Source organism: Actinomyces timonensis, assembly GCF_040702965.1.
Lineage (GTDB): Bacteria > Actinomycetota > Actinomycetes > Actinomycetales > Actinomycetaceae > Actinomyces > Actinomyces timonensis_A.
The window spans coordinates 1,735,006-1,746,529 of record NZ_CP159989.1 but is presented as its reverse complement, the minus strand read 5'-3'; the positions used below and the strand labels follow the sequence as shown (position 1 = coordinate 1,746,529).

Genomic DNA, 11,524 nt, shown 5'->3' with positions numbered 1-11,524 from the left:
GGTGTGGATGGCACTGCTCGGTGTGGATGGCACCGCTGGGCGCGGGTGGCGCCGCCCGGTGTGGATGGCGCCGCTGGGCGGCGGCGCCCCGTCTGTCAGGCGGTGAACAGTGAGCCGGGCAGGCCCCGGGAGGCCTCCGCGCTCCCGTCAGCGCGCAGGAGGGCGCACTCGAAGCGCGGGCCCGAGGTCGCCAGCTCCTCTGGGCGCGTGAGGAAGAGCGCGGTGGATAGGCCGTCCGCGAGAGCGCAGGTCTCGGCGATCGCCCATGTCGCCGTCATCCGGGCCGCCGGCCTGCCGGTGAGGCCGTCGAGGATGTGATGCAGGCCGTCGCCCCACGCCCTGCGACTGGTCCCCGAGCCGGCCACCGCGCCGCGCGCGATCTCCACGGTGCCGACCACGCGGGTGCTGTCGGCGGGATCCTCCAGCCCGATCCTCACCGGCTCGTCGGCATGGACGAGCACGTCCCCGCCGGCGTCGACGACGAAGTCCTCCACGCCCGATTCCAGGAGCAGCGCCCCCACGAGGTCGGCGAGGAACCCCTTGCCGACCGCGCCCACATCCACCAGCGCGGGGCGCTCGAGGATGAGCGCGTCTCCCTCGTGATGGGCGAGCTCCCCCACGTTCCCCGGCCCCGCGGGCCCAGGCCCGTCACCGACCCGGCGCGCACGGTGAAGGAGTAGGCGGGATCGTAGCCGAGGGCGACCAGGTCGGCGCCCACCAGCGGATCGATCCGGCCCCCGGTGGCGGCGTGAAGGTGGTCGTACAGGTCCAGCATGGCCCCTGACCCCTCCGGCAGGTCCAGGCGGATCGGCCCGTCGCCGAGCCTCCCGTCCGCGGCGCGGCTGATGAGGGAGTCGGGGCGGAATCTCGACCACGTGCCCTCGAATCCCTCGACCAGCGATATGACGCCCCGGCGCGCCTGGTGGGGCAGTGGGGCGCGGCCGAGGATCGACCACACGGAGCCCGTGGCCGGGAAGGACCAGGCTTCGGGCCCCGTCATGCCTGGTCTGGACCGCTCCGGGGGCTGCTCGGCGGACGATCGCGACATATCAGGCATCTTAGATGAATTGACCTCCGCTATGAGGTGAGCCTACCCTAAGTGGTGAAGGTCTTATTTCTGAAGAAACCGCGCGTCAGGCCGATGAACGGCCCCGGCGCCGTCGAAGGATCCGCCTCATGCTCCTGCCCCCTGACTCTCCCAGCGGCAGTGCCACGCTCCGCCCAGCGCGCCATCGGGACGCTCCGAGCGCGGCCCCTGCCCGCCTGGCGGCCCTGATCGCGGCGCTGCTGGTGCCTCTGCTCGTCTCCCCGGCCCTCTCCGGCCTCGTGCCGGCAGCCGCCTCCCCGGCGAGCGCGCCCCGATCCCTGACCGACTACTCGACCTGGTCCGAGGTGGCCGGTGCCGTGGGCGGGAAGATCGACTCCGCCCTGGCCGACTACGCCTCCGGCAACACCACCGGGGCCGCCGCCGACTTCCAGAGCGCGCTCAGCAGTGTTTACGTCGCCTCCAACATCGGGGAGGTCATCTCGGCGCGCATCGGGCAGGACCGGGCCGCCGAGCACCAGAGCGCCTTCGCCGCCCTGAAGAAGGCCGCCCTGGTCAAGGGCAACGACGACTCCCTCACCCAGGACTCCGCCGCCCTCAGGGCCTCCGTCGATCAGGCGGCGACGGCTCTCGACGCCATGGGCGACCTCGCCGGCCCCCGTGACTACGCCGCCGCCAAGGAGGCCGCCATCCAGGCGCAGCGCGAGCAGATCCAGGCCGGCAGGAAGCGGGTCAACTCCGGGCGCGGCGAGCGCGCCTGGGCCGAGGTCGCCCAGGAGATGAGCGCCCTCATCGAGGAGGGCGTCTCCAAGGCCAGGGCGGGCGACGGCGAGGGCGGCGCCGAGAGGGTCAACAAGGCCTACTACGGCTACTACGAGAAGCTCGGCTTCGAGAAGACCGTGCTGACGGCGATCTCGGGAGATCGCGTCTCCAAGGTCGAGAACCAGTTCAAGGTGGTCCGCAAGACCATGCTCTCCGGCGAGGACCCCTCCGCCGCCGCGGCCGAGCTCACCTCCATGATCAGCGAGGACGCCGCGGCGCTCGACGGAGGCGCGGCGGCGTCGGTCAACCCCGTCAAGGCCTTCCTCACCGGATCCTTCGGCCAGGCGCTCCTCATCCTGCTGCGCGAGGGGCTCGAGGCCATCCTCGTCGTCGCCGCCATCATCGCCTACCTCCTCAAGGCCGGGATGAAGGACCGGGTCAAGCACATCTACGCCGGTATCGTGCTCGCCCTCATCGCCAGCGGGATAGTGGCGGCCCTGTTCCACCTCCTCTACGATTCCGCCTCCTCCCACCAGGAGATCCTCGAGGGAGTGGTCGCGCTGGTCGCCATGCTCATGCTGCTCGCCACCTCCAACTGGATGCTCTCCAGATCCTCGGTGGCGTCCTGGAACGCCTACATCAAGGACCGCACCCAGGCCTCGGTCTCCAACGGAGGCTTCTGGGCCCTGGCCATGCTCTCCTTCCTCGCGGTCTTCCGTGAGGGGGCCGAGACCGTCCTCTTCTACGAGGCCCTGCTCGCCATCGACCCGTCCGGCTCGGCCTCTGTCTGGCAGGGATTCGCCGCGGGGGCGGCCATCCTCGTCGTCCTCTTCCTCCTCATCCGGCACACCAGCGTGAGGATCCCGCTGCGCCCGTTCTTCGCCATCACCAGCGCGCTCATGGCCATCCTCGTCGTCGTCTTCGCCGGTGGGGGAGTGCACGCCCTCATCGAGGGGGACGTCGTCCCCGCCACCTACATGCCCGGCTGGCCCACCCACGACTTCCTCGGCCTCTACCCCTACCGGGAGACCCTCGCCGCCCAGGGGGTCATGGGCGGGATCGTCGTCGGCCTGGCGGTCGCATCCGTCATCAAGCGCCGGCGCGAGGACCGGGTGAGAGCCAGCGCCGAGGCCGTCAAGGAGGACGGGGCGGCCAGCGCCCACTGAGGGGCAGACCCTCCCATCACGCTCCCCGGGCGATGCCCGGGGCCACAGGGCGCCACCGGCGCCGAAGCCCGCACCCCGAGAACATAAGGAGCACCCCATGCGCACCACGCTCGCACTGACCCGCCGCGGCGCGATCACCGTCGCGGCCACCCTCTCAATGGCAGGAGCCCTGGCGGCCTGCGGCTCCAACAAGGACGGCGCCTCATCGGCCTCGACGGCGGCAGCCGACGGCGAGGCCGCCGACTCCGGGGCCGGGTTCGAGGAGTACCCGGTCGGCTCGGATCAGCAGATCGAGAACCAGGCGAACGTCGCCGTCGTCTACTTCCAGCCCGTGGACATGAAGCCTGCCGGCATGGCCCTGGAGGCCGCCAAGGCCAGCTTCCACCTCGAGGCCGACATCTCCGCCCTGAAGTCCAACACCCTGGGCTACGGCTCCGGCGACTTCATCCCGGGCCTGACCGTCGACTACGAGATCACGGACAAGGCGACGGGCGCCGTGGCCAACAACGGCCAGGCCAAGGGGACATTCATGCAGATGAACGCCTCAGACGGCCCTCACTACGGTGGCAACATCGCCCTGCCCGACGCCGGTCAGTACGTCCTCAAGCTCACCGTGCACAGCCCCGCCGAGAACGGCTGGGTCCTCCACTCCGACCCCGAGACCGGCGTCAAGGGCGACTTCTGGACGGCCCCCGCCGAGCTCACCTGGGACTGGGACTACACCCCCGTGGAGTGGTGAGCGCCCGAGGCCGGGTGGCGGGGCCGCCACGCGTGTGGGAGCCCCGGCGCGCGCCGGCGACGCTCCTGCTGGCGCGCGCCGCCCTCCCGGGCCCCGTCCTCGGGCCCCACCGATCCATCGTCCCTCCTCGCCATCGTAGAAGGATCCTCCATGCTCGAGCGCTTCGCCTCCGTCGTCGGCGGGATGACCCTGCCATTCCTGCTCTACGCCGCGCTCGCCGTCGTCCTCGTCCCGCCGCGCCCCGAGGGGTGGCCCCTGACCAGCCGGGCGCGCCTGGGCGCCTCCGCGCTCGGGATAGGCGCCGGAATCGCCCTCGCATGGCTGCGGGCCTCGGCGGCGATCACCTCCCGCACGGCCGTCAACATCCCCGCGGTGGCCGCTGCCGTCGTCGCCGATGCGATCCTGCTCATCGTCCTGGCGGCCCTCGTCATCCGCCCCCGATGGGGGCATGGCGGATGGACGGCCGTGGTGGCCAACGCCTCCGCCTGCGCCGTCCTGGCCCTGGCCTTCTTCCGCGCCGTCCCCGAGATGATCCTCCAGTTGACCGCCTTCATCAAGCCAGGAGAGGAGGTCCTCTCCTCGCAGATGCTGCTGCGGATCCTCGGCTTCTCCGTCGGCTGGGCGGCGGTGGGGGTCCTGGCCCTCGTCCACTACAGGGCCGCCCGCCGCAGCCCCGTGACCCTGACTCGGGCCGCCGCCCTCGTCCTCGTCTCCATCATCGTCCTCCTCCACGCGACGACCCTGGCGCGCATGCTCCACTCCACCAGGCGCGTCAAGCTCAGCGGCGAGGCCTTCCGCGCGATGATCTGGGTGACGAACAACGACGAGGGCGTCATCCTCATCGCCGCGGCCTCGGTGCTCCTCATCCCCATGGTCATCGCCTTCCTGGCGACCCTGCGCAGGATCCCCGAGCAGGGCAACCCGGCCCTGCGCCGTCGGGAGGTCGCGGGGCGGCGCCGCACCAGGCGCTGGGTGATCGCCTCCGGGGCGGGGCTGGCGGCCCTTGCGGCCACGCGGACCGTCCTGGTCCGGATCGTCAACGAGGTCCCCGCGCTCTCCGATCCCGAGCCCTACGCCGTCAGCGATGGCGCGGCCCGTATCGACCTCGCCAAGGTCGCGGATGGCCATCTCCACCGCTACGCCTACACCGCGGCCAAGGGGACCGAGGTCCGATTCCTCGTGATCCTCAAGAACGGCGGCTCCTACGGCGTGGGCCTGGACGCCTGCATCTCCTGCGGCCCCGCCGGGTACTACGAGAAGGACGGCAAGGTGATCTGCAAGCGCTGCGATGTGGCCATCAACCCCGCGACCATCGGCTTCAAGGGAGGGTGCAACCCCGTCCCGATCGACTTCACCGTCGACGGCGGCTTCCTGGCCATCACCACCGACGCCCTTGAGGCCTCCGCCGAGGTCTTCGCATGAGGCCGTCCCCCGACGCCCCCACCACTGTCATCCGGGAAGGAACGGGCTGATGCTCCTCATGCGCCTCATCCACCGATCGTTCACGCGCCAGCCCCTGAGGCGCGGCCTCATCGCCCTGACCGTGGCGCTGTCGACCGCGATCAGCGTGGCGATGCTCGGCGTCGTCCTCGATGTCGGGGACAAGCTGAACGCCGAGCTGACCGCCTACGGATCGAATATCGTCGTGGCCCCCAAGGCCGATGCCGTCGTCTCCAGCCTCTATGAGACGTCGGGGGAGCAAGAGGCCACCTCCTACCTGCGCGAGGATGAGCTGCCCAAGATCAAGACGATCTTCTGGGCCTACAACATCGTCGACTTCGCCCCGCTGCTCAACAGCCGCGCCCGGGTCTCGGCCGGCGGCTCCGGCGCCTCCGGCGACATGACCGTGACGGGCACCTGGTTCGACAAGGAGCTCGCCCTGCCCACGGGCGAGAGCGCTGAGGCGGGATTGAGCACCATGCGCCCCTGGTGGAGGCTCGACGGTTCCTGGCCCCGCGACGACGCCGACGAGGCGGTCATCGGCGCCGCGGCCGCCTCCGACCTCGCGGTGTCCCCCGGCGACACGCTCACCCTCAGCACCGCGACGGGGAGCCGCGACCTTACCATCACCGGCGTCTACACCTCGGGCGACGCCGACGACTCCCGCGTCCACGCCCCCCTCGATCTCGTCCAGGGGCTCAGCGGGCATGAGGGCCAGGTCGCCAAGATCGAGGTCAAGGCCCTGACCACCCCCGAGAACGAGCTCAGCCGCAAGGCCGCGGCCAACCCCAAGCTGCTGTCCTCCGCGGACTGGGAGACCTGGTACTGCACCGCCTACCCCTCCTCGATCGCCTACCAGATCAGCGAGGTCATCACCGGATCCGTGGCCAAGCAGGTCCGGCAGGTTGCCGCCGTCGAGGGCAACGTCCTGCAGAAGACGCAGGCCCTCATGATCCTCATGACCGTCCTCAGCCTCGTGGCGGCTGCGCTCGCCATCGCCTCCCTGACCACCGCCTCCCTGGTGGAGCGCACTGGCGAGTTCGCCCTCCTCAAGGCCATCGGGGCCTCATCCGCCTCGGTGAGCAGACTGATACTGGCTGAGACCGCCGTCGTGGGAGTCATCGGCCTTCTCGCGGGGAGCGCCCTGGGGACGGGGCTGGCGCAGATCATCGGGCAGGTCGTCTTCGACTCGGGGATCACCATGCGCCCCACGGTGTTCGTCATCGTCGCGGTGCTCGTCGCGCTCGTCCTCGTCGCCGCCACCGCCTCCTCTATGCGGGCGATCCTGCGGATACAGCCCGCCACGGCCCTGCGCAGGAGATGAGCCCGATGACAGCGAGGCCCACGGCGACCGCGTCCTCCCTGAGCCCGGCGCGATCCGGGACCGAGCGCCGCGCCCCGAGGCGCATGACGAACCGGAGGATGTTCGCCACGATGCTCATCGGAGCCATGGCGCGCCGGCGCTCGCGCGCGCTCACGGCGATCCTGTCCTCCGCCGTCGGCGCGGCGACCCTGTTCTGCCTGGCCGCCATCTGCCTGGCGGTCCCGGCCCAGGTCAGCGCGCAGATCCGCCAGTTCGGTGCCAATCTCATCGTCGTGCCCGTCTCCGAGGAGGGGGAGGCCCACAGGGTCTCGGACGCCGATGAGCGGGCGATCACCGCCTCAGCGGCCCGGGCCAGTGGGACCTCCGAGGCCGCGCTGCGCACCGCCGCCTACCGCTATGAGGTGGTCCGCATCAATAAGTCGCCGCACCTCGCCGCCGGCATCGACGTCGACTCCGTGCGCGCGCTCAACGGGCACTGGGAGATCCAAGGGGAATGGCCCACCCCGGGCAGGGCCCTCATCGGCAAGGACGTCGCCGACTCGGCGGGCTTGTCGCTCGGCTCGGTCCTCACCGTCGACTACCTGTCCAGCGACAGCCTCTCCCTGACGGGAGACGCGGCTCCGAGCGCCCCCGTCACGCCCACCGCCCGGGCGGGCCGGGCTCCGAGCGCCCATGCCCAGCACCCGGCCCACGGCTCCCGTGCCCATCGCTCCTCCGGGGGATCCAAGGAGTGGCGCGTGGCCGGGATCGTCGACACCGGAGGCGAGGAGGACGACATCATCTACGCCACCAGCGCCGATATCGACGATCTCACCGGTCGGCCCGGGCCCGGGTACGACGTCATCGAGATGTCCGTCAGCACCGACTCCACGGATATCGCCACGATCGCCGACTCGATCCAGGCCAGCGCCGACGGCGTCCGCGCCCAGCCGGTGGCCAGGCTGACCGCGGGCACCGCCCGCATCATCACCATGCTCGACACCCTGTTCTGGGTGGTCTGCCTCATCGTGCTCGCCCTGACCCTCATGGGGGTCTCCACCACCATGACCGTCATCGTCGCGGAGCGGCGCGACGAGATCGGCCTGCGCAAGGCCCTGGGGGCCACGGGGCGCGCCATCTCGATGGAGTTCTACTCCGAGGCCGCCATCCTCGGGCTCATCGGCGGCGCGCTCGGGATGGCGGCCGGCCATGGCCTGGCCCAGGCCGTGAGCACCAGCGTCTTCGACGCCCCGATCCCCTTCTCCTGGTGGCTGGCCTCCCTGTGCGTCGCCCTCACGGCGCTCGTGGCCGTCGTCGCCTCCATCGCCCCGGTGCGCAGCGCCTCGCGCATCGATCCCGCCGTCGTCCTGAGAGAGGAATGACATGCTGCTCACGCTCTCCAACGTCTACAAGACCTACGGGGACCTCCACGCGCTGGAGGACCTCAGCCTCACCGTCGAGCGGGGGGAGTGGCTCTCGATCGTCGGCTCATCGGGCTCGGGCAAGACCACGCTCATGAACATCATCGGCTGCATGGACACCCCCACCCGGGGCACGGTCACCCTCGATGGGCGCGAGCTCGGCCGCCTGAGCGCCTCCCAGCTCACCGACATCCGTAAGAACGTCATCGGCCTGGTCTTCCAGCAGTTCCACCTCGTCCCGCACCTGACCGCCATCGAGAACGTCATGGTCGCGCAGTACTACCACTCCATGACCGATGAGAAGGAGGCCATGGAGGCCCTGGGCACGGTCGGCCTGGCTGAGCGCGCCCACCACCTGCCCTCCCAGCTTCTCCGGCGGCGAGCAGCAGCGCGCGTGCATCGCCCGCGCCCTCATCAACCACCCCGAGATCGTCCTGGCGGACGAGCCCACCGGCAACCTCGACGAGGCCAACGAGCAGCTGGTCCTCGACATCTTCGCCCGCCTCCACGCCGAGGGCGCCACCCTCATCGTCGTCACCCACGACGCCCACGTCGCCTCCTGCGGCCAGCGACAGATCCTGCTCAACCACGGGCGCCTCGTGGGGGAGAGGATCAGCGGCAGCGGGGCGCGCGGCCGCGGGACGCCGGACATTCTGGGCTTCCCCTCCGGCGGCGCCGAGCGCCATGATGGGGCGGATCATGATGGCACCGGCCGGCACGACCGCGACCAGGAGGGTGAGGACGGATGATGACCGCGCGCGCACGGGGGGACGACGGGGGCGGAGCCGGCGCCCGCGGCAGGGGCGCCGACGCGACCCGGAGGGCGCTGTCCCTGACCGGCGCCGCCATGGCGGCGCTCTCCCTGGCGGCCTGCGGCGGGAGCGACACCGCTCCGGGCCAGGGCGAGTACGCGGGCCGGGCCCAGGGGACAGGGCGGGGGCCGACGCCCTGGACCGGGGCCCCGGCGAGCGCCTCAGCCCCGCCGGCCTCCCCCACCGCCGGCCCCTACACGGATGGCTCCTACCAGGACACCCAGGCCTACAAGGGCGCGGATGAGCTGCCCGCCGATGAGTCCATCGACGTCTCCGTGACCCTGAGCGACGGCGCGATCACGGATGTCACGGTCACGGGGCGCGCGGGCAACGCCACCTCGGAGGACTTCATCCGGGGCTTCACCTCCAGGATCAAGGGCGCCGTCGTCGGCAAGAGCATCGAGCAGGCGCATGTCACCGCGCTCGCCGGGGCCTCCAAGACCTCCGCCGCCTTCAACGCGGCGATCGATGCCATCGCGGAGCAGGCCCGCGGCTAGCCTTCCGCCGACGGCGGATCGCCCCGCGCCTGGGTTACCCCGCGCCGCGGTGGGGCGGCTAGGCTGGTGCCATGCCCTCTGACTCGGACCCCCGCACGGACACCACCGTCGTCGCGGCGCCGACGCCGGTGAGCGCCGAGCGCATCCTGGAGGCCGCCCACCGACTGGGCCTGAGGTACTTCGTCGACGACGAGGGCGACGTCGGCATCCCCTGGCGCTGCGTCGTCGTCCACGTCATCTTCCAGGACTCGCGCGCCGTCCAGCTGCGCGGCACCTGGCACCGCATCGCCGACACCGAGCACCTCGCCCCCCTGCGCTCCCTCGTCGAGGACTGGAACGCCACCCGCATCGGCCCCAAGGCCTTCCTCACCGTGGGCGACGGAGGGATCGTCCGCCTCCACGGCGAGATCACCTACCCGTTGGACGCCGGCATGACCGACGCCCAGATCGATGACTTCGTCTTCACGGGATGCCGCCTCATCGTCGCCCTCGTGCGCGAGGCCGAGGAGGCCTTCCCCGACCCCCTGCGCGGGAGCCTCGAGCCGTGAGCGAGGCCCCGCGGCGGCGCGCGCGCCTCGAGCGCCTCGTCGGCCTCATCGCCCGATCGATGGGCAAGGGCTGGGACCAGCGGGCCGGCGCCTCCCGCTCCGCGGGGGCCCCCTCGCCGGGGCCCTCGCCATCCTCCGCGCGATCCGCCCCGTCGGCGGGATCAGCCCCGGGGGGCCCCTCATCCGACTCGGCCGGCCCCTCCGACTCAACCGGCTCAGCGGACCCCGTCGGCCGCGCCCGCCCCGCTGGGAGCCCCCGGCGACAGGGCTCGGAGAACGTCAGCGCGGGCCGCGGCGGCGCGCCCCGCACCCGCAGCGGAGCCTGGCGCTCGCGGCGCCCCGCTCAGCCCGCCCGCGAGCAGGTCACCTCGCGCCTGACCCTCGAGCGCATCGAGTCCATGCTCGCCTCGGAGATGTCCTACCGGATCCGCCGCGAGGAGGACCAGGGTCACGCGACCCTCATGGGCAACTGGGACGGCTTCCCCTTCATCATCGAGATCCCCGCCGAGCACGACGGCTGGCTCCTCGTCTCCGGGGACTGGGCCGAGCCCGGCCCCGAGGGGCAGCGCGACGAGCTCGCATCCGCCATCAACGACTGGAACCGTGACCGCTTCTTCCCCACCGTCGCCATCGTCGACGGCCCCGAGGGTCCCTTCATCCGCGCCATCTACATCACCGACCTGCGCGCGGGCATCACCGACGACCAGCTGCGCCTCCACCTCGACACCGCCCTGGCCTCCTGCACGCAGGCGCTGCGCACCGTCGGCCCTCTCCTGCCCGAGATGTGAGGCCCACCGTGGCACTGACGCGCATCGCCGTCGTCGGCCCGACGGCGACCGGAAAGTCCGAGCTCGCCCTCGACCTGGCCGACGCCCTCGGCGACGGGCCCGCCAGCAGTGAGATCCTGGGGGCCGACGCCTCCCAGCTCTACCGGGGCATGGACGTGGGCACCGCCAAGCTCCCGCCGGCCGAGCGCCGTGGCCACCCCCACCATCAGATCGACGTCCTCGACGTCGTTCAGGAGGCCTCCGTCGCCGCCTACCAGCGGCACGCCCGCGCCGATCTGGGTGCCATCGAGGCCCGCGGCGGGCGGGCCCTCATCGTCGGCGGCTCGGGCCTCTACGCTCGCGCCGTCACAGACGCCTTCGACTTCCCCGGCACCGACCCGGCCGTGCGCGCGGAACTGGAGGAGCGCGCCCGCGCCGGGGGCGCCCGCGCCCTGTGGGAGGAGCTGGCGGGGGCCGACCCCCTCTCCGCCCAGCGCATCGACGACGGCGACACCCGCCGCATCGTGCGCGCGCTGGAGGTCCTGGCCGTCACCGGCCGCCCCTTCTCCGCCACCCTGCCCCGCTACGAGGATGTCGCCCCGACCGTCCACCTGGCCCTGCGCCCGCCGCGCGAGGCCCTCAGCGCCCGCATCAACGCCCGCGCTGCCGCCATGTTCCGCCCCGCGGCGGGCCCGGGCATCATCGAGGAGACCCGCGGGCTTATCGCGGCCGGGCTGCGCGAGGGGCCGACGGCGAGGCGCGCCATCGGCTACGCCCAGGCCCTGGCGGTCATCGACGGGGAGATCAGCGCCGACGAGGCCGTCGACGCCACGGCCGCCGACACCCGCCGGCTCGCGAGCCGCCAGTTCAAGTGGTTCCGCCGAGACCCGCGCATCCACTGGATCGACATGCGCCTCACCCCTGACGGGGCGGTGCCCGACGGCGAGCGGCAGCGGGTGCTCGACATCGCGCTGGGGCTGGTCAGGGCCGCGGATTCCGGGCAGCCCGAGCCTGTCGCATAGGG

10 protein-coding genes and 1 pseudogene are annotated in these 11,524 nt (G+C 72.1%); 10 read left to right on the top strand and 1 reads right to left on the bottom strand.

Annotated features, from left to right (window positions below):
• Positions 1-95: 95 nt before the first annotated feature.
• Positions 96-620 carry an FAD:protein FMN transferase gene (locus tag ABXS69_RS07605; RefSeq protein WP_366180112.1) on the bottom strand — a complete coding sequence of 175 codons (525 nt, stop codon included), beginning with the start codon at positions 618-620 and terminating at the stop codon, positions 96-98.
• Positions 621-1,176: 556 nt separating this feature from the next.
• Here ABXS69_RS07605 and ABXS69_RS07600 point away from each other — a divergent pair.
• The 10 genes and pseudogenes from ABXS69_RS07600 to miaA all read left to right on the top strand — a co-directional run bounded on the left by ABXS69_RS07600 (position 1,177) and on the right by miaA (position 11,522).
• Positions 1,177-2,973 (top strand): FTR1 family protein, encoded by a 1,797-nt coding sequence (locus ABXS69_RS07600; RefSeq protein ID WP_366180111.1) that lies wholly within the window; start codon positions 1,177-1,179, stop codon positions 2,971-2,973.
• A 97-nt stretch (positions 2,974-3,070) separates the two neighbouring features.
• A complete protein-coding gene (locus tag ABXS69_RS07595; protein ID WP_366180110.1) occupies positions 3,071-3,712 on the top strand; it encodes an iron transporter in 642 nt (213 codons plus the stop codon).
• Between the two features lie 150 nt (positions 3,713-3,862).
• Positions 3,863-5,134 (top strand): DUF2318 domain-containing protein, encoded by a 1,272-nt coding sequence (locus ABXS69_RS07590; protein ID WP_366180109.1) that lies wholly within the window; start codon positions 3,863-3,865, stop codon positions 5,132-5,134.
• Between the two features lie 49 nt (positions 5,135-5,183).
• A complete protein-coding gene (locus ABXS69_RS07585) occupies positions 5,184-6,476 on the top strand; it encodes an FtsX-like permease family protein (protein WP_366180108.1) in 1,293 nt (430 codons plus the stop codon).
• 5 nt (positions 6,477-6,481) lie between these two features.
• The gene (locus ABXS69_RS07580) at positions 6,482-7,837 is read left to right on the top strand and encodes an ABC transporter permease (RefSeq protein ID WP_366180107.1); all 1,356 of its coding nucleotides are present in this window, start codon (positions 6,482-6,484) and stop codon (positions 7,835-7,837) included.
• A gap of 1 nt (position 7,838) precedes the next feature.
• A pseudogene (locus tag ABXS69_RS07575) lies at positions 7,839-8,625 on the top strand (ABC transporter ATP-binding protein).
• A complete protein-coding gene (locus ABXS69_RS07570; protein WP_366180106.1) occupies positions 8,625-9,185 on the top strand; it encodes an FMN-binding protein in 561 nt (186 codons plus the stop codon). The pseudogene ABXS69_RS07575 and the gene ABXS69_RS07570 overlap by 1 nt, the downstream one beginning before the upstream one ends.
• A 71-nt stretch (positions 9,186-9,256) precedes the next feature.
• Positions 9,257-9,733, top strand: coding sequence for a YbjN domain-containing protein (locus ABXS69_RS07565; protein ID WP_366180105.1), 477 nt, complete (start codon positions 9,257-9,259; stop codon positions 9,731-9,733).
• Entirely contained in the window at positions 9,730-10,521 is a 792-nt protein-coding gene (locus ABXS69_RS07560; protein ID WP_366180104.1) for a YbjN domain-containing protein, read from the top strand. Before ABXS69_RS07565 ends, ABXS69_RS07560 begins: the two co-directional genes overlap by 4 nt.
• A gap of 8 nt (positions 10,522-10,529) precedes the next feature.
• Positions 10,530-11,522 carry a tRNA (adenosine(37)-N6)-dimethylallyltransferase MiaA gene (gene miaA / locus ABXS69_RS07555; RefSeq protein WP_366180103.1) on the top strand — a complete coding sequence of 331 codons (993 nt, stop codon included), beginning with the start codon at positions 10,530-10,532 and terminating at the stop codon, positions 11,520-11,522.
• Positions 11,523-11,524 lie beyond the last annotated feature (2 nt).

What these genes read in the sequence shown, in the direction of transcription:
- ABXS69_RS07600 (WP_366180111.1), top strand. Translation starts at nt 1,177, where the DNA reads ATGCTCCTGCCCCCTGACTCTCCCAGCGGCAGTGCCACGCTCCGCCCA.
- ABXS69_RS07595 (WP_366180110.1), top strand. Translation starts at nt 3,071, where the DNA reads ATGCGCACCACGCTCGCACTGACCCGCCGCGGCGCGATCACCGTCGCG.
- ABXS69_RS07590 (WP_366180109.1), top strand. Translation starts at nt 3,863, where the DNA reads ATGCTCGAGCGCTTCGCCTCCGTCGTCGGCGGGATGACCCTGCCATTC.
- ABXS69_RS07585 (WP_366180108.1), top strand. Translation starts at nt 5,184, where the DNA reads ATGCTCCTCATGCGCCTCATCCACCGATCGTTCACGCGCCAGCCCCTG.
- ABXS69_RS07580 (WP_366180107.1), top strand. Translation starts at nt 6,482, where the DNA reads ATGACAGCGAGGCCCACGGCGACCGCGTCCTCCCTGAGCCCGGCGCGA.
- ABXS69_RS07570 (WP_366180106.1), top strand. Translation starts at nt 8,625, where the DNA reads ATGACCGCGCGCGCACGGGGGGACGACGGGGGCGGAGCCGGCGCCCGC.
- ABXS69_RS07565 (WP_366180105.1), top strand. Translation starts at nt 9,257, where the DNA reads ATGCCCTCTGACTCGGACCCCCGCACGGACACCACCGTCGTCGCGGCG.